Origin of the sequence: Psychrobacter sp. NG27 (assembly GCF_016106655.1) — a bacterium.
Taxonomy (GTDB): Bacteria; Pseudomonadota; Gammaproteobacteria; order Pseudomonadales; family Moraxellaceae; genus Psychrobacter.
On record NZ_JADGIN010000002.1, the window covers coordinates 115849 to 141306 of the forward strand.

At 42.8% G+C, this 25458-nt stretch carries 23 protein-coding genes and 2 tRNA genes; 16 read left to right on the forward strand and 9 right to left on the reverse strand.

The genetic code is table 11. The features are described 5' to 3' along the window. Window positions 1-31 precede the first annotated feature (31 nt). The 3 genes from ruvX to recN form a co-directional block, all read right to left on the reverse strand. Complete coding sequence (gene ruvX / locus IP485_RS03940) at window positions 32-568, reverse strand: Holliday junction resolvase RuvX (protein ID WP_110922083.1); 537 nt, start codon at window positions 566-568, stop codon at window positions 32-34. Between the two features lie 57 nt (window positions 569-625). Further along, entirely contained in the window at window positions 626-1189 is a 564-nt protein-coding gene (locus tag IP485_RS03945; RefSeq protein ID WP_198326107.1) for a YqgE/AlgH family protein, read from the reverse strand. Window positions 1190-1333: 144 nt separating this feature from the next. Beyond that, window positions 1334-3013 (reverse strand): DNA repair protein RecN, encoded by a 1680-nt coding sequence (gene recN / locus IP485_RS03950; protein ID WP_198326109.1) that lies wholly within the window; start codon window positions 3011-3013, stop codon window positions 1334-1336. 772 nt (window positions 3014-3785) lie between these two features. On the opposite strand from recN, the gene IP485_RS03955 reads away from it, so the two are divergent. After that, on the forward strand, window positions 3786-4121 hold the full coding sequence (locus IP485_RS03955) for a pyrimidine/purine nucleoside phosphorylase (RefSeq protein WP_197174857.1): 336 nt from the start codon (window positions 3786-3788) through the stop codon (window positions 4119-4121). A gap of 253 nt (window positions 4122-4374) precedes the next feature. After that, a complete protein-coding gene (rlmB, locus tag IP485_RS03960) occupies window positions 4375-5145 on the forward strand; it encodes a 23S rRNA (guanosine(2251)-2'-O)-methyltransferase RlmB (protein ID WP_198326110.1) in 771 nt (256 codons plus the stop codon). On the opposite strand, the gene coaE is transcribed toward rlmB, so the two are convergent. The 4 genes from coaE to pilB all read right to left on the reverse strand — a co-directional run bounded on the left by coaE (window position 5108) and on the right by pilB (window position 9987). Next, window positions 5108-5800: a dephospho-CoA kinase gene (coaE, locus tag IP485_RS03965; RefSeq protein WP_198326112.1), complete on the reverse strand. Its 693-nt coding sequence runs from the start codon at window positions 5798-5800 to the stop codon at window positions 5108-5110. The genes rlmB and coaE overlap by 38 nt on opposite strands. A 123-nt stretch (window positions 5801-5923) precedes the next feature. Next, window positions 5924-6823, reverse strand: a complete 900-nt coding sequence (locus tag IP485_RS03970; protein WP_198326114.1) for a prepilin peptidase — start codon at window positions 6821-6823, stop codon at window positions 5924-5926. An 8-nt stretch (window positions 6824-6831) separates the two neighbouring features. Then, window positions 6832-8055 (reverse strand): type II secretion system F family protein, encoded by a 1224-nt coding sequence (locus IP485_RS03975; protein WP_198326116.1) that lies wholly within the window; start codon window positions 8053-8055, stop codon window positions 6832-6834. A gap of 216 nt (window positions 8056-8271) precedes the next feature. Continuing rightward, complete coding sequence (pilB, locus tag IP485_RS03980) at window positions 8272-9987, reverse strand: type IV-A pilus assembly ATPase PilB (protein ID WP_227686409.1); 1716 nt, start codon at window positions 9985-9987, stop codon at window positions 8272-8274. 419 nt (window positions 9988-10406) lie between these two features. On the opposite strand from pilB, the gene tpiA reads away from it, so the two are divergent. The 14 genes from tpiA (at window position 10407) to pnp (ending at window position 24102) form a co-directional block, all read left to right on the forward strand. After that, window positions 10407-11219, forward strand: coding sequence for a triose-phosphate isomerase (gene tpiA / locus IP485_RS03985; protein ID WP_198326457.1), 813 nt, complete (start codon window positions 10407-10409; stop codon window positions 11217-11219). Window positions 11220-11434: 215 nt separating this feature from the next. Continuing rightward, the gene (gene secG / locus IP485_RS03990; RefSeq protein WP_021814138.1) at window positions 11435-11743 is read left to right on the forward strand and encodes a preprotein translocase subunit SecG; all 309 of its coding nucleotides are present in this window, start codon (window positions 11435-11437) and stop codon (window positions 11741-11743) included. Between the two features lie 142 nt (window positions 11744-11885). Continuing rightward, window positions 11886-11969 (forward strand) — tRNA-Leu (locus IP485_RS03995). Between the two features lie 124 nt (window positions 11970-12093). Then, window positions 12094-12170 (forward strand) — tRNA-Met (locus tag IP485_RS04000). 465 nt (window positions 12171-12635) lie between these two features. Then, window positions 12636-13136: a ribosome maturation factor RimP gene (rimP, locus tag IP485_RS04005; protein WP_194363384.1), complete on the forward strand. Its 501-nt coding sequence runs from the start codon at window positions 12636-12638 to the stop codon at window positions 13134-13136. Window positions 13137-13278: 142 nt separating this feature from the next. Beyond that, the gene (gene nusA / locus IP485_RS04010) at window positions 13279-14763 is read left to right on the forward strand and encodes a transcription termination factor NusA (protein WP_194363385.1); all 1485 of its coding nucleotides are present in this window, start codon (window positions 13279-13281) and stop codon (window positions 14761-14763) included. A gap of 149 nt (window positions 14764-14912) precedes the next feature. Continuing rightward, on the forward strand, window positions 14913-17636 hold the full coding sequence (gene infB / locus IP485_RS04015; RefSeq protein ID WP_198326118.1) for a translation initiation factor IF-2: 2724 nt from the start codon (window positions 14913-14915) through the stop codon (window positions 17634-17636). 184 nt (window positions 17637-17820) lie between these two features. Next, complete coding sequence (locus tag IP485_RS04020) at window positions 17821-18210, forward strand: ribosome-binding factor A (RefSeq protein ID WP_194363387.1); 390 nt, start codon at window positions 17821-17823, stop codon at window positions 18208-18210. A gap of 9 nt (window positions 18211-18219) precedes the next feature. Continuing rightward, a complete protein-coding gene (gene truB, locus IP485_RS04025; RefSeq protein WP_198326120.1) occupies window positions 18220-19311 on the forward strand; it encodes a tRNA pseudouridine(55) synthase TruB in 1092 nt (363 codons plus the stop codon). Window positions 19312-19686: 375 nt separating this feature from the next. After that, entirely contained in the window at window positions 19687-20211 is a 525-nt protein-coding gene (locus IP485_RS04030; RefSeq protein WP_198326122.1) for a type 1 glutamine amidotransferase domain-containing protein, read from the forward strand. 88 nt (window positions 20212-20299) lie between these two features. Further along, complete coding sequence (locus tag IP485_RS04035; RefSeq protein ID WP_198326128.1) at window positions 20300-20452, forward strand: hypothetical protein; 153 nt, start codon at window positions 20300-20302, stop codon at window positions 20450-20452. Window positions 20453-20583: 131 nt separating this feature from the next. Then, on the forward strand, window positions 20584-20760 hold the full coding sequence (locus IP485_RS04040) for a hypothetical protein (RefSeq protein ID WP_197174847.1): 177 nt from the start codon (window positions 20584-20586) through the stop codon (window positions 20758-20760). A gap of 318 nt (window positions 20761-21078) precedes the next feature. Beyond that, entirely contained in the window at window positions 21079-21345 is a 267-nt protein-coding gene (gene rpsO / locus IP485_RS04045; protein ID WP_045443035.1) for a 30S ribosomal protein S15, read from the forward strand. A gap of 654 nt (window positions 21346-21999) precedes the next feature. Further along, window positions 22000-24102 (forward strand): polyribonucleotide nucleotidyltransferase, encoded by a 2103-nt coding sequence (gene pnp / locus IP485_RS04050; RefSeq protein WP_198326130.1) that lies wholly within the window; start codon window positions 22000-22002, stop codon window positions 24100-24102. Window positions 24103-24228: 126 nt separating this feature from the next. On the opposite strand, the gene IP485_RS04055 is transcribed toward pnp, so the two are convergent. Next, entirely contained in the window at window positions 24229-24792 is a 564-nt protein-coding gene (locus tag IP485_RS04055; protein WP_198326132.1) for a hypothetical protein, read from the reverse strand. A 29-nt stretch (window positions 24793-24821) separates the two neighbouring features. Continuing rightward, a complete protein-coding gene (locus IP485_RS04060; RefSeq protein ID WP_198326134.1) occupies window positions 24822-25373 on the reverse strand; it encodes a hypothetical protein in 552 nt (183 codons plus the stop codon). Window positions 25374-25458: the final 85 nt, after the last annotated feature.

Here is a 25458-nt window from a genome sequence, read left to right on the forward strand (position 1 = left end):
TTGGCATAGGATTGACAAGCTGGTTGCTAGGCTAATCTGCTTTGATTGCATCGATGGCGATACTGCTATTCGGATCCGCAAAGTACGTTGACATCAGGATACATGCAGAGATGTCATCAATAGGGTCACGCTCGTTTTTGATCCAGCCATTGTCCCAAGCGATTTCTCGTGCTGCGACTGAAGTCAGGCGTTCATCACAAAGTGAAACTACTACGGGCAGATGCTGCTCCATAACTCTATGCGCTAGACGACGAGCAAATTTATGCGCACGCTTAGACAGCATCGAGCTGCTACCATCCATATTAAGCGGTAGGCCGACGACCACCTTTGACACGCCCCAAACCTTGATAATACCCAGTAGATTATCCCAGTCAGGTTGACCATTATTCATCGCTAAGATATCAAAGGCACGCGCTGTCTCGGTAATGGTGTTACCAAGTGCCATACCCATTTTTTTGACACCATAGTCTAAGGCTAAGACAAGATGTGGCTTAACGGTCGCTTCAGCAACGCCAGTATCAGTCTCTATTGTATTGGTGCTATCTGTTATAAGAGTGCTATCTACCATAGTAACGGATGTATCCTGTTTTGATTTTTTATTTCTGTATTCATGGAACATCTAAGGTTAAGCGTGACCGATATCACTGCTTAGGTAATCAAAGTTGATCCCGATTTTATCAGCGGCTATTTGCCAGCGCTCTTCAAATGGCGTATCGAACAATAAGTTTAGATCCGCAGGACAGACCAACCAATCACCATTGTTCAATTCTTGGTCTAGCTGTTTTTTGCCCCAGCTGGCATGACCCAAGCACAGCTGATAGTGACCAACGCCTTGACCGGCGGCAATACGCTTAAGGATATCTTGACTGGTCGTGATGCAGACATTCTCTGAGATAGCAAAAGATGACGCCCATTCTGGCTGACCAGTATGCAGCACAAAGCCGACCTCAGGATACATAGGGCCGCCTTCTAATGCCAAATCTTCCATTACTTGCGGGTCAGTCACTTCAATATCTAAATCTTCTAGCAGTTTGCCAACACGAGATTGCTCCAGCGGACGATTGATCATCAGACCGAGCGCGCCGTGCTTGTCATGGCGGCAGATATAGATAAGAGCCTGCTCAAACCTTGGGTCTGATAGCTCTGGCGCTGCGATCAAAAAATGATGAGTCAAATTGGCTTTAGACATAGAAAAAAACGCAACCTAATAAGAAGGGTGGAGCACCACTATATGGTGATAACAATGGTAAAAGCAAGATTGAAGCCAATGGCGACACTTATTACTTATTATAAGGCCTTAGGTATGAATATTACTTTTGTGAAAGGGCTTTGGCTATTTTACATCGGACAGCAAGCTACGAGCATGATCACGAGTGACCTCTGTGATAACAACACCGCCTGACATACGTGCCAGCTCATCGACCTGAGCCTTGTCTGTCAAAATCAGCAGCTCGCTTTCAGTCTGTTCCTGATGATGCTTTTGTACTAGGATATGTTGATGCGCTTGTGCTGCCACTTGTGCTTGGTGGGTAATAGCAAGTAGTTGCTGCGTTTTTCCAAGCTCGCGGAGCAGTTCGCCAACCACCTGTGCAGTACCGCCACTGATACCCACGTCGACTTCATCAAACACCAGCATAGGTTTGGCAGCGTTATTGTCCGCATTGGTCGCTTGTAATACCTGCATGACCAGCGCCATTCGTGACAGCTCACCACCAGAGGCGATTTTGTGTAGCGGCTGCATCGGCATACCGACGTTGGCGCTAAACAGCAAGTCAATATCAAAGCAGCCTTGTGTATTATAGTGGCTCGGTTCGGCTTTTTTGGTAAAAACAAACTCACAGCGGGCATTTGGTAGTGCCAGTGGTTGCAGTTGCTTAATCAACTGTTTAGTCACGATGGGCGCAGCTTTCGCGCGTTCTTTATTGAGCTTAGTCGCTAGCGTTAAATACGCTTGCCAAGCCTGCTCAATTTGTGCTGCCATCGCATCGCTACTTGGCTCGTTTTCTAATTGCTCTAATTGGGTTTCCCAGCCTTTTGCTTCATCGATTAAATCACTCGCTGGCAAGCCATGCTTTCGTGACAAACGATGACCCAAGCTGATCAGACTGTCTAATGTCTGCAAGCGTTCAGGATCAGGTAGCTGCTGCTCAGCATAGTCAGATAGCAGCCCTGTCACTTCAGTAATTTGCTGTTGTGCTAAATGCAGCTGCTCAGAGGCTTGCTCAAAGGTTTGACTGACGCTCATTTGATTATCACATAGTTTGATTGCTTGTCCTAGCAAGGTCATGACATCAGGCTCGTCCGTGTCATTATCAAGCAGATGTAAGCCATGGCTGGCCTCTTGCATCAGTGCTTCGATATTAGAGAGTTCTTCGTGTTCAGATTCAACCTCTGTATAGTCGACGGCTAGCAATGGCGCGATATCTGCCAATTGACTCTGTAAAAGCTGTATGCGATCTTGGCGCTGGGCTTCGCGGCTAGCGATGTCATCTGCGCGGCGTTTTAGTTGCTGATACTGCTGGTAACTGCTGGCAGTTTGCCGCGCTAGCGGTGTTATTTGTGCCATCTCATCGAGCCACTGCACCACAAATTGCGGCTTAAGTAAGGCTTGCTGAGCATGCTGACTGTGAATATTAACCAATAATGTGCCCAAGCTTTTTAGCTCAGCCAGACTCACAGGCGAGCCGTTCAACCACGATTTTGAGCGGCCCGTATTACTGAGTTGTCGACGAATCAAAATGTCAGGATCTTCTAGCGACCGATCATTTTTGGCAAACCAATCCGCCACGACGCTGTTATTTTCTACATCGAACTGGGCATAAATATCTGCATGCGCGGCGCCATGTCGCACCATTGCACTGTCTGCACGCTCACCGACACACAAGGATAGCGCATCAAGTAATAACGACTTGCCAGCACCTGTTTCACCCGTGATGACATTGAAGCCTTCAGCCACGCTCAGCTCATGCTGAGCAATCAATGCAAACTGGTGTAAAGTTAATGATACGAGCATCAAAGCCTCTCATGACAGACAATGGACTTCGCATAATTATTGGGAAGCCATATGTAAAATAGAATAGATAAAAAGATGGAATTATTTAATGAATCGCCTGAAATCAACGAATGCCCATGCATACCTTAGGCAAATAGTATGGTGTTAAATGCGTTTAAATACAAATATTAAGCGCCGAAATAGTGTGAATTATTGTCAAAATCTACTCACAAAACCTGCGAAAATTCATCAGCATCTACTGTCGGAACGTTTGAAATAAGAGTGCATAGCAGTGACTTATCCTGTCAAAACACTATCGATATACTGATAAATTTTATGGAGAGTGCCCACCAAAATATATCTGCTATAGTAACAAGGACTTGCTCCACAGAAGATAAACAAGTCGAGGTAGTTGTATCATGAAATAGCATTTTCCTAGTCGCTTTAACAAACTTTATAGATATAATGTGGTAGCATAATCTCACATAATGATAAACTCTTAGGGTTAGAATTATGAATTTCACTACATGAACATAAGTCATAATTTTGTAAAATTATAGGCGTATAGTCATAAAGATATATGGCTCAATGTGTTAGCGGCTTTGATAAAAGTTTCTATTATCTCTGACATACAGCTATTGGCCGTGTAGGGATTGAGCCAGGAAAGCAATATAATATCCAAATGATACAGTATCTAGAGCCGTATAGTTATTCTGTGTTCTTCACTCTAGCAACACTTCAATCAGTTACTTATTTTTTAGTTTTGCCATAATTATTTGATAAGGAAGCCACTATGACAGCGGCGCAATTTACTAATGTAACCGTTAATGCACAAGCGACAGTATCTTATGATGGTCGCTGCTCAAGCCATACTATTATGTTTGAGGACGGCCGCCATAAGACCCTTGGCGTCATCTTGCCTTGTGATAACTTGGTCGAGCATTACCACTTTAGCACCAATACCTCTGAGCGTATCGAAATCACTGGTGGTGAGTGCGAAGTAAAAATAAATGGTGATGATGACTTCAGTTATTACCGTGCAGGTCAGTCATTTGTCGTCGAAGGCAATAGTGGCTTCAACCTACGTACTGAAGAGATCGTGCAATACGTGTGTCATTTAGAAGGCTAGTAGGCTTGACGCATACTTTTAATAACAGGGCTCATTAGAGTCATCGACACATTGTTCAACACAGTATTGGTTAGACAGTATTGATCAAATATATAAAAAATAAACAATATCTGAAGGGTATTGTTTATTTCTGTTTTTAATATCTAGTTTATCGTTATCTCATCGGTAATGGGTAGCCATACTCATCCCTGATGACACTCAGTTTTATTTTATCGTTTCGTACGATACCCACTTTATATTCAATAGGCCTACTATGGCAAAACCCATTTATTTTTATGGCATCCATGCAATCGATGCTTTACTCGAATACCGTCCTCTTGATGGACTTAGCCTTTTTGTACAGCAAGGTCGCGAGACGGATAGTCACGTACAAGCGATCATGTCCACAGCAAGCGATAACGGTATCAGCATACAACCTACCCAAAAAGACAAGCTGACACAGTTGTGTGGTAGCCCGCAGCATCAAGGCGTAGTGCTTAACGCGCGTCCGTTAGGTTTTGCTGACGAAGGTCTGCTTGATACGCTCGCTGGGCGTGATCAGTGTCTTTTATTGGTATTGGATCAAATCACAGATGCGCATAACTTTGGTGCTTGCTTGCGTACAGCCGTGGCAATGGGTGTGGATGCCGTGGTCTGTCCGAAACATCATGCCGCAAGCCTAACGCCAACCGTTGCTAAAGTATCAGTTGGTGCCGCTGAAATGATGCCGATTATTAGCGTCACCAATTTGGCACGTACACTGTCAAAGATTAAAAATGCAGGGGTTTTTGTGTTTGGTACAGCGCTCAATGCAGATGCCAAACCCATTTATGCAGCAGATTTGACAGGCAAAACAGCCATCATCATGGGTTCGGAAGGAGAGGGCATGCGCCGCCTGACAATGGAGAGCTGTGATGAGCTGGTCTATATTCCAATGTCAGGAAACGAGCATGGTAATCTACAGAGTTTGAATGTCAGTGTAGCAACTGGTATGGCGCTATATGAGGTTAATCGGCAGCGTACTTTAGCTGCTGGGCCAGCTTAAGGTATTCTTGATGTAAGGGCTGAAGCTGTACGTATAATGCAGCAAGGTCACTCTCATTCAAGATTACATCATCGGCTTGACGGTTACGCTCTTCGCGGCTTAATTGATTGGTCATAATGGCTTTGATTTTCTGTGTACTTTGATGATCACGCTGACTGGCACGGGCAAGCTGCGTGTCTTCAGTGGCATCCATCACCAAGATGCGTTGGCACAAATTGGCAAGTCCAGCTTCTGCGCCCTCAAGTAGCAGGGGTGCTGACAATATTAGATACGGTGAGGTACTGGATGCCAGCTGTGCTTTCGCGGTCTCACGTATCGCTGGGTGAGTGATGGCTTCAAGCTCGATCAGCGCTTCAGCATTTGCAAATACGTGCGTGCGTACAGCGGCTCTATCCATTGAGCCATCGCTGTCTAATACCCAGTCACCAAATTTCTTTTGAATTTTGCGTAACGTATCGCTGCCTTTGGCTACAATCTCATGAGCAATCACATCCGCATCAATAATATCAATGCCTTGCTCTGTGAACCATGCGCTGGCTGCCGACTTTCCGCTACCGATCCCACCTGTCAAACCAACTATTAGCGTCTTACTTGTAGTTTGTAGGCTTTGCGGTTGATGTGAGTAAGGTGAAGAGGCATTTGTATTTTTTATCATAATGATGACTTATTTATTTGGTATCGTAATGGTAGCAATTGCCAGTTGAAAATATAGCTTTCAAGTATGACAGCTAAAGGCTGATGGTTTGCTGTCAAAACCTGTTTTTACTGTTATAAATTATTAAGGGTACATACCAAGGTACCAGCTGACGATATCTGAACCATATAACAGTGCCACGATACCTGCAATCGCGATATAGGGACCGAAGGCAAAAGGTTTACTCTCACCTTGTTTTTTCATCAGTATCAGTCCAACGATCGATCCAAGCAATGATGACAGGAGAATAATCAGTGGTAGCATCATAGGCCCGAGCCACGCACCCAGTACAGCTAGGAGCTTAAAGTCGCCTTGCCCCATGCCATGTTTTTTGGTGATCAAATAAAATATTTTGACCACTATCCATAGCGACAGAAACCCAAATAATAATCCCCATATGGATTGTGTTGGTGACACAAACCAGCTCTGTGAATTGACAGCCAACCCTAAGCCCGCTAAAGGGAATGTTAGGCGATCGGGTAATAACTGGGTATCGAAATCAATACCCGTTAACGCAACCAATGTCCATACCAGTACCAGTGCAGATAAGCCTACCACACCAACACCGAACTGATAAATCACCAACACTGATATCAAAGCGGTGATGAGCTCAACAATGGGGTAGCGTATACCAATGGGTGCTTTGCAGTCTGAGCACCGCCCACGCAGAAATACCCAGCTTATTAAAGGTATGTTTTCATACCATTTGATTTTGTGAGCGCAATGCGGACAGCGTGACGCTGGTCGGCTAAGCGTAATAGGCTGGTCAGTAGCGACAATAGTGGCTAATGGCTGCATATGCTCGCGCGGCATGTCTGCTTGTTCAGACATAAACTGGCTGCATTCTTGTCGCCAGCTAAGTATCATCATCAGTGGTATACGATGAATGACGACATTCAAAAAGCTGCCAACACAAAGCCCCAATAGACCGAATACGAATAGAGCCAGCGCCATATTTTCTTGTAATAATTGTATTAATTGCATCAACTCTATTATCCTACGACTGAGCCCATTTGGAAAATTGGTAAGTACATCGCAATCACCAACCCTCCTACTAATACGCCCAATACCGCCATAATCATGGGTTCCATGAGACTGGTCAAACCATCGACCGCATTATCTACTTCGTTTTCGTAATAGACCGCCACTTTATCTAACATTTCCTCCAAACTACCAGATTCTTCACCGATACCAACCATTTGAATGACTAGGCTTGGAAATAGATTGGTCGAGCGTATGGAAAATTGTAATTGCTGGCCAGTAGAGACATCGTTCTTGATTTGCTGCGTTGCATTATAAAACACGACGTTATTGGTCGCGCCAGCCGTAGAGTCTAGCGCATCAATGAGCGGTACACCGGCGGCAAAAGTCGTGGATAAGGTACGAGCAAATCGAGCAATGATAGCTTGGTAAGCTATGTTGCCAAAGATAGGGGCTTTTAAGACAGCACGATCTAAAAGGTCACGGAATTTTTTGGATCTTTTTTTGGCTTCAGAAAACCCAATAATAGCGCCACCAATGACAACGATTAAAATAAACCACCATGCTTGCATCCACTCAGACATACCAACGACCATTTGGGTAAAGGCCGGTAGCTCTGCACCAAATGACTCAAATAAATCTGAGAATACAGGCACTACTTTTATTAATAGAATCATAGTGACAATGATAGCGACGACAACAACTGCAATCGGGTATTTCATCGCTTTTTTAATCTTGGCTTTTAACAGCTCACTTTTTTCTTTGTAAGTAGCAACACGCTCAAGCATGGTTTCTAGTGCACCTGATTGTTCACCAGATTCGACTAAAGAGCAAAATAAATCATCAAAATAACGTGGATGTTTGCGTAATGCGAAGGCAAACGTACTACCTGCTTCGATATCTGCTTTTATCTGCAGTACCAATTCTTTCATACTCGGGTTATCTAAGGAGTCAGCCACAATTTCAAAAGATTGTGTAAGTGGTACGCCCGCCTTCATCATCGTGGCTAACTGCCGAGCAAAAATAGCAATATCAATGGCTTTGATGGCTTTTTTAAAGGTATAAAGAGGTTTTGGTTTTTTCTTGATACCTTTGACCGTAATACCTTGTTTGCGTAAAGTCGCCTTGGCAAGCTCTAAGCTACGACTGGTGGTTTCACCTTTTACTTTCTGCCCACGCCGATTTACCCCGTCATAGGTAAAATCTAACAACATATCGGTCTTAGCTTTTGCCATCTTTCTACCCTCAAAATTGTCTAATATAGATATCGCAAATGTACAGCCCGATAGTTGATAGAGTATTGTATTCAGGCATACTTTATTTTAGCGCAAAAAACCAGTGCGCATCTGTTTTATTTTTACATGGTGCTTGTAGTTATGATTGCTGATTTATGACACTTGATACTGTTAAATTTAACAATAATGCAAGGACTCCTTTGGAACCTATGAGAATTATTCAGAGGTAACGCGCATCATCTCTTGGATACTGGTGACCCCTTGTAGCACTTTTAAAATACCTGAGCGCCTTAAATCGCGAAAGCCATTCTTTAGAGCCGCGTCTTTGATATCGATGGCATTGCCATCTTCCATGATGATGCGTGAAATATCAGGACTGACTTTCATCACTTCATAAATACCGACACGGCCTTTATAGCCTTCACGGCATTCATTGCAGCCGATTGGTTCATAAATGACATTGTCAGTATTGTCTAAGTCAGCTTCTGTAAAACCAAGTTCAAGCAGACTTTGTCGTGGAATATCGAGGGTTTTCTTACAGTTTTTGCATAAGCGTCTGGCCAATCGTTGGGCAATAACCAAATTGACGGACGTTGCAATATTAAAAGAAGCCACACCCATATTACGCAAACGCGTTAAGGTTTCAGGCGCTGAATTGGTGTGCAGGGTTGAAAGCACCATGTGTCCCGTTTGCGCCGCTTTGATGGCAATTTCAGCAGTCTCTAAATCACGAATCTCACCAACCATCACAATATCAGGATCTTGACGTAAAAAAGATTTGAGCGCATTGGCAAAGGTTAGACCAACCTTAGCGTTGACATTGACCTGATTAATGCCTTCAAGGTTGATTTCGACAGGATCTTCGGCAGTGGAGATATTGGTGGCGCCAGTATTTAATATATTGATACCAGTATAAAGCGATACAGTTTTACCAGAACCGGTGGGCCCTGTGATAAGTAACATACCTTGCGGCTTATGTAGCGCTTCTAAAAACATTTCTTGTTGATCAGGCTCATAGCCCAAGGCTTCGATACCGAGCATTGCCGATGAAGGATCTAAGATACGTAGCACAATTTTTTCACCGAATAACGTCGGTAACGAGTTTACTCGAAAATCAATAGCTTTATTTTTGGATAGTTTTAGCTTGATACGGCCATCCTGCGGTACACGGCGCTCTGAGATGTCCATCTGCGACATGACTTTTAGACGAGCTGCAATTTTACTGGCAAGCTGGACTGGCGGGCTGGCCATTTTTTGCATGACACCATCGACACGAAAACGCACTCTAAAAGTTTTTTCGTAGGGTTCAAAGTGTAGATCAGAGGCTCCCATACGAATGGCGTCAACCAACATTTTATTGACGAACTTTACGACAGGTGCCTCATCAACACCGTCATTAAGTTTGGTTTCCCCATCTTCTGTATCTTCATCAGGATTTTCGAAGTCAACGTTTAGATCGCTATCAGAAAAGCTATCAAAGCTTTGCATGGTATCCGCATAAACACTTTCAATACGCTTCTTTAGCTTACCTTCTTCGACGACAATTGTCTCGACAGACAAGCGAGAGTTAAAGGCAATCGCATCAATGGCATCCACACGCGTTGGGTCACTCAGTGCCACAAACAGTCTCTGTCCACGCTTGAATAATGGAAGTGCATTAAATTTTCGAACGATTTTTTCATCGACCAGATCTTTAGGGATAGTATCTATACTGAGAGCATCAAGATCAAATAAGGGGTCACCAAAGGCTTGTGATAGCATCTGAGCAAGTTGATAGGCATCCGCCAACTTATTGTCTACAAGATAAGGTACGAGTCCTATCTGTTGCTGCTGTGACTCAGTCTGTGCCGTTTTCATGTTCGCTTCGCTAACCACCCCATCATTGATAAGCTGCTGCGCTAGACCACCATACTTGCTGTTTGTGATAGACATTATGACCCCTTCTTAATACAAAGTTTTTCGCACATTTTTACGATGTGCAGATACTGTTTATTTGGCATTCTGAATTTATTTATCATTTTCAGTTTTTGTGACACCGTCTAGCACCATTAAATCAACATTGATACGTCAGTGGCTGATAGCGTTCTGATTCTATGTTAGCAACCTTGTCACGGTATCGGTCCTTAATATCAGTAATAATATAGGACTTTACTTTAGTTTGAAGAATTTATACAGACCATTAAACGTTCAAAGCAAAAATATCAGTGCTCCATTCCGCACATCTTGATGGCAGCTCTTGAAAAGCGCTGTTACTTCTGTTGGTACTCTACTATAGCACTTGCGAAATATTTGTTATACTGACGCGCATATTAGCCGAATTGGCATGAATACATGAGACAAGGTAAATGAGTATGCAAGCTTGGGTGATTGGTAATTGGAAACAGAATCCTGCAACGACGAGCGCTGTCAATGCCCTGTTAGATGATCTATTGTCTAAGGTCGACGCTGAGGAGCAAACCAATCCAGCAATGGTAAATAGCCGTTGTCAACTGATGGTAGCACCAAGCTGTATTCATCTGAGTGCTGTTAGTGCTCGTCTGTCGGGTAGCTCGATACTCAGTGCCGCACAAAATATTAGTGGTCATAGTGCAGATATAGGTGCTTATACGGGTGACTGTTCAGCACAGCAAATCGCAGATACAGGGGCTACTTGGACGATACTGGGTCACTCAGAACGTCGTCAATATCATCAGGAATCCCATGATAGCTTGGTACAAAAGATGTCGCATGCATTTGCTCAAAACTTAGGTGTGGTGTTCTGTATTGGCGAAACCCAGCAGCAATATGATGACAAGCAAACGCTTGAGGTGCTAGACCAGCAACTGTCAGTGATTAAAGAAATGCTTGAGCATCAGCCAAATCTTATCGCATCATTATCTGATCGGCTCATTATTGCCTATGAGCCTGTATGGGCAATCGGCACTGGCAAAGTCCCAACTGTAGCAGAGGTGAGTAATACTCATCAGCATATCAAGCAAAGAGTGGCAAGTTTTGTTGATACATCGGATGCGATTACTGTCCTATATGGCGGCAGTGTCAACGCGGATAATGCAGAAAGCTTTGCGTCAGATCCTATGGTTGATGGCGCATTGGTTGGCGGTGCTTCATTAAAGGCTGAGAGCTTTTTGATGATTGCCAATGCTTTTAGTCAGGCCAATGCTTAGTTAAATAAATAACGCTCAGATATCAAAGCCATAGCGTATATATAGTATGCCTTTATCAGTTGGCAAAAGTAGATTTAACAGTGCACTTGCAATCGTGTACAATGCGCCTTATTTATACAATCGAGTTGGCATGATTAGACGCTCATTGTCATTGCTATTAACCTTCAGTTTTATTTTTCGTTATCAGTCGTCATTACGCGGCAAAAGAGGCCACCATGTTTACGTTTATATTAGCCCTGCATATTATTGTGGCGATTGCCATGATCGGCTTGATTTTGATTCAGCATGGTAAAGGGGCAGATGCTGGGGCTTCTTTTGGTGCGGGCTCATCAGGTACGGTATTTGGTGCCGCAGGGACTGCCAATTTCTTAACACGTGCAACGGCGGTATTGACGGTCATATTTTTTATCACCAGTATGACACTGGCGGTTCATGCCCGTAAGCAAGCAGAAGATCAGTTTCGTCTAGATGCGCCAGTGTCAGCGCCGCAAACGCCGCGGCCATTGACGCAAAACCCTGAATAAGTATCTTTTAAGCAGGCAGGCCTTGCTATTTCGCTGCGTTACATTTACAATGCTTTTCTGTTTTCGCAAGTCCTTATTTATTGATGCCTACCTTAAGCATCATATATAGTAGATAAGAAGTTAGAGATCAGGGCAGTAAAATGCGATTGTGGTGGAATGGTAGACACGCCATCTTGAGGGGGTGGTGGCGCAAGCTGTGGGGGTTCAAGTCCCCCCAATCGCACCAAGTTTCACAGACGCAGCATAGCGTCAGGTCAGGTTTTTTAGTAGCAGATACTTAATTTATAATTAATTTAAATAAAGTGTTGACACTTCTACATTATCTCCCTATAATATGCGTTCTAGATTGATGCGGGGTGGAGCAGTCTGGTAGCTCGTCGGGCTCATAACCCGAAGGTCGTTGGTTCAAATCCAGCCCCCGCTACCACTTTTTATACTGATGTTTTGTACACTAAATTTGTCAGTACCGATTAGCCCACCATTATGCTTGTGGGTTTTTTTGTATCTGATGGTACGTGTTATCGCGGTATCTATCCCAATTATGCTAAGCTCTAAATCTATAGAGTACGAGATTATTCGTCATTTGCTGATACCAGCGCGATGTTTCTTGAGCAACACTATCCTTTATTCCTCAATCTTTTACCGATAGTAGTGCTTTATGAATCATAAAAGCATTATTTGGCTGAGCTTGATGTTTTCTATGCTCATCCCTATATAAATACACAACGTATATCATATGTTTGTGGATTAAAATTATACAATGACCGTCATTCTTATAACTATATACTGTCTATCTACTATAGGCTTGCTATAAATAGGTAAGAAAAGAGCAATGCTCTGATACGGTTTACCAAGTACGATAGATAAGTGAATAGGAAAAGACAAATAGATTATGAAGCTTTCGACCAAAGTTGCAGAACTGACTAGTATTATTGCTCCTGCCGTAGCCGCTTGTGATGTGGCATTATGGGGCATAGAATTCGCGCCACAAGGCAATCGTTCTTTGCTGCGTATCTATATTGAGGCATTGCCAGAAGTGCAAGCCCAAGATAAGCAAGTAACCATCGAAGATTGTGCTGCGGTAAATCACCAAGTAAGTGGTATTTTAGAGGTTCATGACCCTATCTCAGGCGAATTCATCTTAGAAGTATCCTCACCAGGTTTTGATCGTGCATTTTTCTCAGATGAGCAGATGCATGGTTATGTCGGTCAAACTGTTAGCTTGCGTTTGATCCAAGCGATCGGCGAAGGCGACCAAAAACGTCGCAAGGCAACGGGTATTTTAGACAGTATTGATGATAACTCTCTAAAACTGACGTCAAGTGATGGTCAGCAGTTTGAGATTGCACTGAGCAATATCGATAAAGCCAATTTGATTTATGTAGATGCTTAATTTTATCTTATATAAAGTGGGTAGCTACTAAGTCGTCAGTGGTTTTATTTTAAATAGGTTATATGACTTATAATTGAAACATAATATCAATACACAAATTATAAAATTTGAGTCAATCAAAAAATGATAGGACAGGTATAGCATGAGTCGTGAAATCTTAACGGTAGTAGAAACTGTCAGTAATGAAAAGGGCTTAAATCCTGAAGATATTTTTGAAGCAATTGAAGATGCTTTAGTGGTATCGACTAAGAAAAAAGTATACACCGAACAGCCAGAAGTGGAGGTACGGGTTGCCATCGATCGTGCAACAGGTGATTATGATACTTATCGTTACTGGACAGTGGTTGCAGATGAAGACCATGAAATGCCTGCTTGTCAGCTAGCTATCACTGACCTTGATCAAGAAGAATGGTCAATTGGTGATATCAAAGAAGAGCAGATCGAGTCGATCGAATTTGGTCGTATTGCTGCGACTCAAGCCAAACAGGTCATCATTCAAAAAATCCGTGAAGCAGAGCGTGCGCTTGTCGCAGATGCCTTTGAGCCACGTGTTGGTGAGATGATGTATGGCGAAGTCAAAAAGCAAACTCGTGATGGTTATATCATTGATTTGGGTGACAACGCCGAAGGTTATTTGTCGCGCGATCAAATGTTGCCACGCGAGCAATTACGTGCAAAATCACGTATCAACGCGATCCTCTACCATGTAAACCGTGAAAACCGCGGTGCACAGCTGTTGTTATCACGCACGCATCCTGAAATGCTATCGGCATTGATGCAAAAAGAAGTGCCTGAGATTGCAGAGCAAATTATCGAAATTCGCAATGTCGCTCGTCTGCCAGGTACTCGTGCTAAAATAGCGGTCAAGACCAACGATCATCGCATCGATCCAGTCGGTGCTTGTATCGGTATGCGTGGTACACGTATCCAAGCGGTACAGCAAGAGCTTGATGGTGAGCGTATCGATGTCGTGGTTTGGTCAGATGACCCAGCCCAGTTCATCATTAGCTCTTTAGAGCCTGCTGATGTTAGTAGTATCATTTTAGATGAAGATATGAAAACAGCAGACATTATCTTTAGCACTAATGATCAGTTGGCACGCGCTATTGGCTCACAAGGTCAAAACGTCCGTTTGGCGTCTGAGCTAACAGGTTATAAGTTGAATATGATGCTTGAAGAAGAGTATCAGCAACGTCAACAAAACGAATCTAAAGCGTTCATTGAGTTATTCTATGAACGTCTAGAAGTAGATAAAGATTTAGCCCAAGCGCTTGTCGATATTGGTTTTACCAGTATCGAAGAAGTGGCTTATGTACCAGTCGATACTTTTTATGATATCGAAGGTCTGGATGACGACGCCATTGACATGATTCAAGAACGTGCCAAAGAAGTCGTCATTGCTGATGAGCTGGTCAAACAACAAAACATGAAAGAGCCAAGTCAAGAGCTACAAGAGCTTGAAGGTATGACCGTCAGCTGGGCTTATAAAATGGCACAGCAAGACATCATTACCGTTGATGATTTGGCAGAACAAGCCGTCTTCGATCTAGAAGATATCGAAGGTTTAGACTCTGAAACTGCAGGAAAACTCATCATGAAAGCTCGGGAATCTTGGTTCGATGAATAAGCGGTAACTGCATATCGCTGTCTTTTGGTGATATGCTATTGAAAATAAAGCGCTGGTATTGAGGTAATATATACCAGCCTTACCCCAATCATTTGTAGCCAACAACTGAATTGAACATATAGCAAATAATAGACAGTAGGTGATAATAAATGGCAGATAAGACCGTCAAAGAACTGGCAGAAATGGTAGGCAAAACTACAGATGCTGTAAAGCAGCAATTGGTAGATGCTGGATTACCTGCTCGTGCAGAGGGTGACTTAGTCACTGAACTTGAGCAAGAGAAGTTGGTGACGTATTTAAAGCAAAGTCATGGTCAACAAGACAAGCGTCGCATTAGTCTTAAGTCTAAGACGACCAGTACCGCGCGCGTGACTGGCTCTTCAGGCAAATCTAAGAGCGTCAACGTTGAAGTGCGTAAAAAGAAAATATTTGAAAAGCCAAATCCAGAACAAATGGCTGAAGAATTGGCTGCGCGTGAGCAAGCGCTGATTGAGTCTCAAGAGCGTGCTGCTAAAGACGCTGAAGAGCGTGCTGCCACCAAGAAAAAATCTGAAGAACGCCAAGCGGCAACGTTGGCAGCAATGCGTGCAAGCTTAGGTTCTAGCAAAAAATCAGATGACAAGAACGATGATATTTCTACATCGGTTGTCGTGAAAAAAGGCGGCAAAACCACGGTTGAAGTTAAGCCAAAAGAGCAGCCAAAGAAGAAAGTTGCCGCAACCAAGCCAAAAATTGAAACCGCTGCTGAACGCAAAGCGCGCGAAGTACGTGAAAAAGAAGAAGCGCGCCTGCGTGAAATCGAATCTAAAACGCGCCGTACTCAAGCTGAAGAAGCGCAGAAGCGTACGCTTGAGCAAATGCGTAAAATGGCTGGCCAATATACGGACCAACCTGCTGCTGAAGTTCGTAAAGATGAACCATTGGCTGAAGGTTTGGTCGGTGATGCATTAGAAGAGTCGTTTGAAAAAGAGCGCCGTGAAATCAAACGTGGTGCGAATAGCACTGGTACTCGTGGTCGTCGTCGTAAGAACCAAGATGAGCGCGAAATCAAGAACCGCAAAAACGGTTTGCGTTCGACACAAGCTTCACAGCATAAGTTTGAAAAACCTGTTGAAAAAATCGTCTATGACGTTGAAATCAGTGAGCAAATCACAGTAGCAGATCTGGCTCAACGCATGGCAGTTAAAGCTCGCGAAGTGACTAAATTGCTTATGAAAATGGGTGAAATGGCTCGCGAGTCAGATACCATTGATCAAGCAACAGCAAGTCTCTTAGTAGAAGAGATGGGCCATAACCCAGTCTTAGTGAGTGATAACAAAGTTGAAGATGATCTACAGTACGCCGTTGATGAGCGTAGTAGTAACATCCAGACTCGTCCGCCAGTAGTGACTATTATGGGTCATGTTGACCATGGTAAAACATCACTGTTAGACAAAATTCGCGAAACGAAAGTTGCGAATGGCGAAGCGGGCGGAATCACACAGCACATCGGTGCTTACCATGTAAAAACCGAGCGCGGTGTTATTACTTTCCTTGACACACCAGGTCACGCCGCCTTTAGTGCCATGCGTTCACGCGGTGCTCAGGCAACGGATATTGTTGTACTAGTCGTTGCAGCTGATGATGGCATGATGCCACAAACAGCAGAAGCGATTGATCATGCACGTGCTGCTGGTACGCCAATCATCGTTGCTATCAACAAAATGGATAAGCCAGGTGCTGATCCTGACCGTGTTCTGAATGAATTGACGACGAAAGAAGTCGTTTCAGAAGAATGGGGCGGTGATACACCAATGGCTCGTATCTCTGCCAAAACCGGCGAAGGTATCGACAACTTACTAGAATTCATCAGTTTGCAAGCTGAGCTGATGGAACTAGAAGCACCACTAGACGGTGCTGCACAGGGTGTGGTCATTGAATCAAGACTAGAAAAAGGTCGTGGTCCTGTTGTTAGTGTCCTCGTGAAAAAAGGTACCTTGAAGCAAGGTGACTTGGTTCTAGCTGGTGAGCATTATGGTAAAGTTCGTGCACTAACTAATGAACATGGCCAACGTATCCAATCAGCTGGTCCTTCTATTCCAGTAGAGATTTTAGGTCTACCTGAAACACCTGCTGCTGGTAGCGAGTTCTTAGTGGTGACGGATGAGAAAAAAGCACGTGAAGTGGCTGATTTCAGAAGCAATCGTGAGCGTGAACGTCAACTTGAACGTCAGAACGCTATGCGCTTAGAGAGCATGTTTGATCAAATGGAACAAGGCGATGTGTCATTCTTGAACATTGTGTTGAAGACAGATGTTCGCGGCTCACTAGAAGCATTGCTTTCGGCACTAAATGAGCTATCAACTGACGAAGTGAAAGTCAGAGTGATTAGCTCAGGCGTTGGCCCTATATCTGAGTCTGATGTCACTTTAGCAGAATCTAGTGAAGCAGTACTATTGGGCTTCAATGTTCGTGCAGATGCCACTGCACGTCGTAAAGCAGATACTGCCAATATGGATATTCGCTATTACAGTGTTATCTATGGTTTGATCGATGATGTCAAAGCAGCAATGAGCGGTATGCTTGCTCCTGAACATCGCGAAAAAATCTTGGGTGTTGCAGACGTTCGTGAAGTATTCCGTTCTAGTAAGTTTGGTGCGGCAGCAGGTTGTATGGTCGTTGAAGGTACAATCTATCGCAACAAACCTATCCGTGTATTGCGTGATGACCAAGTTATCTTTACTGGTCAATTGCAGTCATTACGTCGTTATAAAGAAGACGTCAATGAAGTACGTACGGGTATAGAATGTGGTCTAGCGGTTCGCGGTTACAATGTCGAATCTGGCGATAAAATCGAAGTCTTCGAGATTCAAGAGTTCGCACGTACTATCTAAAGCTGCTGCTTGATAGTCAGATATCTGCTAATGCAATAGAGCCAACTGGAGCATTTCAGATATTCTGTCGATATTTAGCTGTACTTAGGCCTAACAGGTACATCCTGCTAGGCCTTTTTTAGCAATTATCCATCATAATTTATATCATAAAATATTAAAAACATATTAAACATAAGGTAATCCCATGAACCAACGCTTACAACGCTTGTCTGATCAAATTCAGCGTGAGCTTGCAGTCCTTATTCGCGACGCAGTTAATGACCCTCGTTTAACGGGTTTTGTCACGATCTCTAGTGTCAAAGTCAGCCCAGATCTCGGTTATGCTGATGTCTACGTTACTATCATGGAGCCTGAGCTCAATGATGCAATGACCAAGACCAATCATGAAGACAGCATAAAAGTATTAAATAAAGCGGCAGGTTTTTTGCGCACTGAATTAAGCCATAGCTTAAAGACGCGTACCACACCGCGCTTGCGTTTTCACTATGACGAAGTGACTGCTCGTGGCAACTATATGATGGACTTGATCAGTAAGGCTGTCACTAAGACTGAGCAAAACGAAAACGACGAGTAAATTATTATTATGTCTATACCGTCCAAGCACACTGAAAAAAAAGCCAATAACACACCTGAAAAAATAAAAGTTTCAGGTGTCATTTTGGTGGATAAACCAAAAGGCATGACTTCACAGCAAGTGGTATCAAAGGTGAAGTATCTGTTCAAGTCACCGATCCACGACAGCAAAAAAGCAGGTCATACAGGGACGCTTGATCCAATGGCAACAGGCTTGCTGCCTATTTGTCTAGGTGAAGCTACTAAATTTAGCCATTATCAGCTTGATGCTGACAAGTCCTATGAAGCAATTGTTTTGCTAGGTAGTCAAACAGACACTGGTGATGCCGACGGCCAAATCGTTGAGCAAGCAGCTATTCCAACATTCGATACTGTAATGTTAGAGCAAGTTGCTCAGCAATTCTCAGGCGCTCAGCAGCAGATACCTCCGATGTACTCTGCGCTAAAAAAAGACGGCAAAAAACTCTATGAATATGCCCGTGCTGGTATAGAAGTAGAGCGAGCACCTAGAGATATCGTGATTAAGGCGATTGATTTAAAAGCAATTGATCACGAGCAGATCCAATTGATAGTGACTTGTACTAAAGGTACTTATATACGTGTTCTTGGTGAAGATATTGCCAAAGCGTTAGGTACATTAGGGCATCTGACAGCATTGCGACGTACGCAAGTTGGGGATTTCAACATTGAAAATGCGATAACTTTGCTAGAATTAGAAGCGTTATCGTTGGATAGCCGACAAGGTCAGCTGATGCCAGTAGATGCTTGTGTCAATATCGACGCTGAGATGGTGTTGACGACTGAACAATGTACTCGTATCCATATGGGTCAACGTCTAAATGTGTTTGAGCAACTGACAGATGACATCAGAAATTACATAACAGGCAATATTGATAGTGAATCATCGGACAATAAAGAGATAGCTGTTCATAGAAAATTGGTTTCTGAGGCAGATAATAGCGATCAGTCTACTGATACTAAGCCATTGATACATGAAATACCGGTAGATATTCGCTTGATAAACGAAGAAGGTCAATTCTTAGGTTTAGGCGCAGTCAGTCTGAATGGTCGATTACAGCCAAAAAAATTAATTCAGCGTTAGTTTTATTCTTGTTAAATAAGTCGCGATAAACCCTTTTTGGCTTACTAACAGTTTACACTAATCACATATCGTCACATTTTATTGCAGGTTTCACCTATGGTGAAACCTGTTTTTTTTGTACATTAGATATGTCAGCTAGGGAAAGCGAGACGAAATAATCAATATAATAAAATGGTAAAAATAGGGACTAACCTAATAAGAAAAACTCATAACAATAAAAAACTAGTATGGAATACGTCTAACAAGTAACAAGGAAGGTTTTACTGCTCAATGCTCGACATTCAATAAAAATAAGAAGTATCAACAACAAAAAAAACACGTAAATCAATAATAATTTTTTTATATAAAATCACAAATATAAAGACAGGAAATATTATGAAGACCATCGCTTTCTTATTACATAATAACTTTGAACAAGCAGAATATGAAGAGGTCAACAATCAGCTGAAAGCTAAAGGCTATACGACACTTCTTGTAACAACCAATAAAGAGAAAGAAGTGCAGGCCATGCAACAAGACGCCGACAAAGGTGATATGTTTACCGCTGACATCTTTGCAAGTGAGGCCAACGTTGATGATTATGATGCGTTGGTGCTACCAGGTGGCACTGTAAATGCGGATACGATCCGTGGTAACGAAGAAGCTCATAGTATTATCAATGCTATCAATGATGCAGGTAAGCCACTCGCTGTTATATGCCATGCTCCTTGGGCTCTTATTAATACAGGCATCGCTAAAGGCAAAACATTGACTGCTTACCCTACGTTGCAACTAGATTTAGAAAATGCTGGCGCAAATTATGTAGATAAAACAGTACAAGTTGACGGCAATCTAATAACCTCACGTAACCCAGACGATATCAGTAATTTCGTTGATGCAATCGATAAGGCGCTGTCTTAATTGTTGTTTCCACCTATTACATTAATTTATTAGATCATTAAACAACCATACATCTTAATTATTCATAACCATAACTAAGGAAAATACTATGTCAAATTCTAACCCAAACGATACTAAGCTTGAGCAACAGCGTTCTGATTCAGCAACTGCCGCTCTTAAAGATCAAGTTGAAAATAACCATGCTGAAAATAGCGAAGCTGCAGCAGACCGTATTGCAGAAAATACAGAAAACACTAAATAATATATCTAGCATGTCATCCATAGTAGGATGACATGTATGTATTTGCGGTTTTTCATCTGAACATTAATTTTTATCTGAACATCGACAAGCATACAAATAGATGGTTCAAAAATAATAATTTAGGAGCTAGTATGAGTAATTCAACAGGCAATATGGATGAGCAAGAGAAAGAGATTGCAAAGCTTGCAGAAGAGATTAATCCTAGCGAACATAGTGTTCCGGATAGCTTAGCAGAAGTTACGACTGCGGCACCGCTTGAAGATGATGAACTAGGTGGGAATGCCACAGAAGATAGTATCAAAAAGTAAGTGTACCTTTTGGTCAAATCTGAAAAGTCTTTCCATAACGGTTGAAATTGACTTTACAACTATCGTGAAAAACTGCTGCTAGTTCAGCAGTTTTTTGTTATAATTGCCCCCACATTTTGATTAAGTATCTGATAGATATATCAAGTTTACTTTTTTAAATGGCTGATATCCTTAACTGAGCTTGTCGTACACTAGGTCAACTCTAGTAATGCAGGGTTGTCCTGAATGGCGTGCAGGTTATTTTATTTATTATTCTATTGCTTTAGAGCTGACTAAACCATAGTCTTTTTAAAGTTTTTAGCATTGCTGGAGTTTTTTATGTTAACTAATACCGATCGTGAACAAATCATTGCTCAATACCAACGTGGCGAAAATGACACTGGTTCTCCAGAAGTTCAAGTAGCACTATTGAGTGCTCGTATCAATGATTTGCAGAACCATTTTAAAGCACATAAAGCTGACCATCATAGCCGTCGCGGTCTTATCCGTATGGTTAACACGCGTCGCAAATTGCTTGATTACCTCAAAGGTAAAGATCTTGGTCGTTATACCACTCTTATCAGCCAGCTAGGTCTACGTCGTTAATCCAACGACAATAGTACGAGTGGATGCTAAGATACTAAATGTCATTTTTTGGCATGGGTTCAGTATTTTCGCTAAGCCGCTTGGTACTTGGTTGTTAAAGATAAAATAGATTTTTTAAAACGGTGTGGAATAGTTTCACGCCGTTTTTTTATGCTTATTCATTTCATAGCCTGAGTTTTCATAGCAATATTTTATCTCATAAAAATGATTGTCGATTGAACTAAGGGTCTGGCCTAGTAATAACTGCGCGTTAGGCTTGATATTTATGATTGATAAACGCCTCGTTTGCCAATTAATTGGTCAATAGCCTCAAATCACTGTAAAATAATGCCTTGTGATTTTAATAGTACGTCTACGACATAAATGGCAATCATTGGTAACATGATTATCCATAAAGCAATGGTTTGCAAAACAATCATTCGAATGCACAGCGCAAATGCACAACTTTCAAAATTATAGAAACGTATCTGATACGGTGTTTAGCACCGAAGTCTTTTGACTTAACATCCTTTTGATAGTATTTATAGTAAAGTTAAAATCGAATCACTAGATATATAGCAGTACGATGCTAAACATATACAAAGAATTTTAATGACAGGTATCAGATTTTATAGCACTGGTATCATTTTCGTCAGTCAACATTAGGAAAAATACATGACAATGTTCAACACTATTAAACGTGAATTTCAATATGGCAATCAGCAGGTTGTTATCGAGACAGGCCGCGTAGCCCGTCAAGCAAACTCTATCTTGGTTCATATGGGCGGCGTTACCGTCCTAGTTGCTGCGGTCGTAAAATCTGAAGCCAAAGCTGGCCAGAACTTTTTTCCGCTAACCGTTAATTATCAAGAAAAAATGTATGCAGCTGGTAAAATTCCAGGTGCTTATGGCAAACGTGAAGGCCGTGCGAGTGAGTTTGAAACCCTAACCTCACGTCTTATTGACCGTCCGATTCGTCCACTGTTTCCTGAAGGCTATGTGAACGAAATCCAAATCACAGCGACGGTTGTATCATCAGATAAAACTCAATCAGCAGATATCGCGGCACTAATCGGTGCTTCAGCAGCATTGGCTATCTCTGATGCACCTTTCAACGGCCCTGTCGCTGCTGCCCGTGTTGGTTTTATCAATGGTGAATACGTACTAAACCCAACGATTGAACAGCTTAAAGAGAGTGATCTTGATCTAGTTGTCGCTGGTACTAAATCTGCAGTATTGATGGTTGAATCTGAAGCGGCTGAGCTGTCAGAAGATCAAATGTTGGGTGCGGTATTATACGGTCATCAGCAACAACAGATCGTTATTGATAACATTGCTTCAATGGCAGAAGAGATTGGTACGGCTAAGCAGCAGTATTCTGCTCCTGAGCGTGATCAAGCGCTTACTAGCAGCATGAAAGAGCAGTTCGGCGCACAAGTGGCTGACGCCTACACCACTACAGACAAGCAAGAACGTTACGCTAAGCTTGATGAAATCAAGCAGTCAATTATTGACGCGCTTGCTGGTGATGCGGAGTCAGAAAGTTATGCTGATACCGTAACTGAGCTGAAAGAAATCTATAACGACCTTAAATACCGTACGGTTCGTGACAATATTTTGTCAGGTAAACCACGTATCGATGGCCGTGATCTTGAGACGGTTCGTGCGCTTGACGTGCAAGTTGGTGTACTACCATTCACACATGGTTCAGCACTATTTACTCGTGGTGAGACGCAAGCACTAGTCACAACGACTTTGGGCAATAGCCGTGATGTCAATATGATTGACTCATTGGGTGGCACGATTCGTGACCATTTCATGCTGCATTACAACTTCCCGCATTTCTCAGTTGGTGAAACGGGCCGTGAAGGTATTCCAAAACGTCGTGAAATCGGTCATGGTCGTCTAGCACGCCGCGGTGTGCAAGCAATGCTACCAGACAGCGAACGCTTCCCGTATGTGATTCGTGTGGTCTCTGAGATTACTGAATCAAACGGTTCATCTTCTATGGCGTCTGTCTGCGGCGCAAGTTTGGCATTGATGGATGCAGGTGTACCAATAAAAGCACCAGTTGCTGGTATCGCGATGGGTCTGGTCAAAGAAGGCGAGCGTTTCGCTGTCTTGTCTGACATCTTAGGTGATGAAGATCATCTTGGCGATATGGACTTTAAAGTAGCTGGTTCTAAAGACGGTATCACAGCCCTTCAGATGGATATCAAGATCGAAGGCATTACCCCTGACATCATGGAGCAAGCGCTTAAGCAAGCCCATGCTGGTCGTATCCATATCTTGGATGCAATGAATCAAGTACTGCCTGAGAGCCGTACTGAAATCAATGCTCATGCACCGAACTATGCTGTTATCGAGATCAACCCAGACAAGATTCGTGACGTTATCGGTAAAGGCGGCGCAACGATTCGTCAGCTAACCGAAGAAACTGGTGCCGTTATCGATATCGATGACGCAGGTACTATTCGTATCTTTGGTGAAAACAAAGCAGCTACCAAAGCTGCGATCGGCAAAATCGAAGCATTAACTGCTGAAGTTGAAGTCGGTAAGACTTATGAAGGTACCGTTGCTCGTATCGTAGACTTTGGTGCATTTGTTAATGTCTTACCAAATACTGATGGTCTAGTGCATATTTCACAAATCGCAGAAGAGCGCGTAGAGAATGTATCAGACTATCTAAAAGAAGGCCAAGTGGTTAAAGTTTTGGTTCAAGATGTTGACAATCGTGGTCGTATTAAACTGACTATGAAAGGTGTTGAGCAGAACTAATACTCAATATTTGATGTAGTTTACGTCATAAAAAACCGCCTTGAGATGCTCGTAATGAGTGTCCAAGGCGGTTTTTTTATGTGCTTAAAAAGATGGTGATTGGCTAGCCAAAAGCGAAAAGGCGATTTATAAAATAGTGTCTTTAGGCAAATGTATATCGATACGTAGCTTAGGTAGATCTTGTAAGTACTCAGTCAATAATGGCAGCGTATCAGTATGCCAATCTAAAGCAAGTGTATTTGTTTCATCATTTTTATTGGGTGCAATATCACTTTGATTGCTTGAGATAAGTGGCCGTGCAAGTAGTGCCACCCTGCGTATGCCTTGATAGCGTATGAGCGGCATCATTTGCTGCTGTAAGTCTATCAAGGCAGCAATAAGCCAACGTTTGCGAATATGATGATAAGAGTGGTTTGATATGACAAGGTTGGCGATATAATTTGGCTGATTGCCGTTACTACTGATGCCTAGACCTGCTTTCTCACGGGTGCGCTTATGAAGCAAGCAGCTACCAATACTCAGGCTACCATCACGGCACGCGCGATGGTAACGATGATAATTATCAGGGAATAAGGCTTTGGCACGCGTCAGCACAGGGTCTAAGATGACACCAGCGTTGTTGACAGGTAAGACAAGCAGCTGGGCACTGCTATTCAAAATAGAGGCATGAGTGAGTTGCAGATTTGCCATCATAAGCCCCTATATAAAAAACACTGCTTTTATTTCGACGTTGCATCAGCCGCGCTATCTGCTTCTAACTGTGCGATTTGCTGTTCGAGCAGAGCGATTTGTTCCGCTTTCATATCAGTTAATTGTTGGTTCATGGCCAATTGTTCAGCCGCCAGTTTTTCTTGTTCAGCGAAACGCTTACGCTTATCCTCTAAAAGATCAATCTCTTCTTTGGCTAAGCTTTCCGTTTTTGGTAAAGGCGCATTTAAGATAGCTTTAGGATTTGGAGTGTCAATATTCTTGTCATCGACTATATCAATGCTTTCATCAGTGACAGCACTGTCGATCAGCACGGTTTCAGGCTCATCATTCATGGTGGTATCATCCATCGCAGCTGCTTGAGCCGCTTCGGTTTGCTCAGCTATTGATGGTGGATTACTGACAGGCAATACAGACTCTGGCTCAGATTTTGGCCAAATGAAGTAAGCCGCAGCGATGAGCAGCAATATAAAAATCAGTATAGCCCAAACTCGCCGGCCTATTTCCGCAGAGGTTGCTTTAGAGGACTTGGTTGCCAAAGGTCGCGTCTTTTTAGGGTTCATATTATGATCGATTTAAGCCAAAAACATCAGTAGCCATACTATAGCAAACTCAAAATAAAAAGCCTATCTATTGATAGATAGGCCA

What these genes read in the sequence shown, in the direction of transcription:
- ruvX (WP_110922083.1), bottom strand. Translation starts at nt 568, where the DNA reads ATGGTAGATAGCACTCTTATAACAGATAGCACCAATACAATAGAGACT.
- IP485_RS03945 (WP_198326107.1), bottom strand. Translation starts at nt 1,189, where the DNA reads ATGTCTAAAGCCAATTTGACTCATCATTTTTTGATCGCAGCGCCAGAG.
- recN (WP_198326109.1), bottom strand. Translation starts at nt 3,013, where the DNA reads ATGCTCGTATCATTAACTTTACACCAGTTTGCATTGATTGCTCAGCAT.
- IP485_RS03955 (WP_197174857.1), top strand. Translation starts at nt 3,786, where the DNA reads ATGACAGCGGCGCAATTTACTAATGTAACCGTTAATGCACAAGCGACA.
- rlmB (WP_198326110.1), top strand. Translation starts at nt 4,375, where the DNA reads ATGGCAAAACCCATTTATTTTTATGGCATCCATGCAATCGATGCTTTA.
- coaE (WP_198326112.1), bottom strand. Translation starts at nt 5,800, where the DNA reads ATGATAAAAAATACAAATGCCTCTTCACCTTACTCACATCAACCGCAA.
- IP485_RS03970 (WP_198326114.1), bottom strand. Translation starts at nt 6,823, where the DNA reads ATGCAATTAATACAATTATTACAAGAAAATATGGCGCTGGCTCTATTC.
- IP485_RS03975 (WP_198326116.1), bottom strand. Translation starts at nt 8,055, where the DNA reads ATGGCAAAAGCTAAGACCGATATGTTGTTAGATTTTACCTATGACGGG.
- pilB (WP_227686409.1), bottom strand. Translation starts at nt 9,987, where the DNA reads ATGTCTATCACAAACAGCAAGTATGGTGGTCTAGCGCAGCAGCTTATC.
- tpiA (WP_198326457.1), top strand. Translation starts at nt 10,407, where the DNA reads ATGCAAGCTTGGGTGATTGGTAATTGGAAACAGAATCCTGCAACGACG.
- secG (WP_021814138.1), top strand. Translation starts at nt 11,435, where the DNA reads ATGTTTACGTTTATATTAGCCCTGCATATTATTGTGGCGATTGCCATG.
- rimP (WP_194363384.1), top strand. Translation starts at nt 12,636, where the DNA reads ATGAAGCTTTCGACCAAAGTTGCAGAACTGACTAGTATTATTGCTCCT.
- nusA (WP_194363385.1), top strand. Translation starts at nt 13,279, where the DNA reads ATGAGTCGTGAAATCTTAACGGTAGTAGAAACTGTCAGTAATGAAAAG.
- infB (WP_198326118.1), top strand. Translation starts at nt 14,913, where the DNA reads ATGGCAGATAAGACCGTCAAAGAACTGGCAGAAATGGTAGGCAAAACT.
- IP485_RS04020 (WP_194363387.1), top strand. Translation starts at nt 17,821, where the DNA reads ATGAACCAACGCTTACAACGCTTGTCTGATCAAATTCAGCGTGAGCTT.
- truB (WP_198326120.1), top strand. Translation starts at nt 18,220, where the DNA reads ATGTCTATACCGTCCAAGCACACTGAAAAAAAAGCCAATAACACACCT.
- IP485_RS04030 (WP_198326122.1), top strand. Translation starts at nt 19,687, where the DNA reads ATGAAGACCATCGCTTTCTTATTACATAATAACTTTGAACAAGCAGAA.
- IP485_RS04035 (WP_198326128.1), top strand. Translation starts at nt 20,300, where the DNA reads ATGTCAAATTCTAACCCAAACGATACTAAGCTTGAGCAACAGCGTTCT.
- IP485_RS04040 (WP_197174847.1), top strand. Translation starts at nt 20,584, where the DNA reads ATGAGTAATTCAACAGGCAATATGGATGAGCAAGAGAAAGAGATTGCA.
- rpsO (WP_045443035.1), top strand. Translation starts at nt 21,079, where the DNA reads ATGTTAACTAATACCGATCGTGAACAAATCATTGCTCAATACCAACGT.
- pnp (WP_198326130.1), top strand. Translation starts at nt 22,000, where the DNA reads ATGACAATGTTCAACACTATTAAACGTGAATTTCAATATGGCAATCAG.
- IP485_RS04055 (WP_198326132.1), bottom strand. Translation starts at nt 24,792, where the DNA reads ATGGCAAATCTGCAACTCACTCATGCCTCTATTTTGAATAGCAGTGCC.
- IP485_RS04060 (WP_198326134.1), bottom strand. Translation starts at nt 25,373, where the DNA reads ATGAACCCTAAAAAGACGCGACCTTTGGCAACCAAGTCCTCTAAAGCA.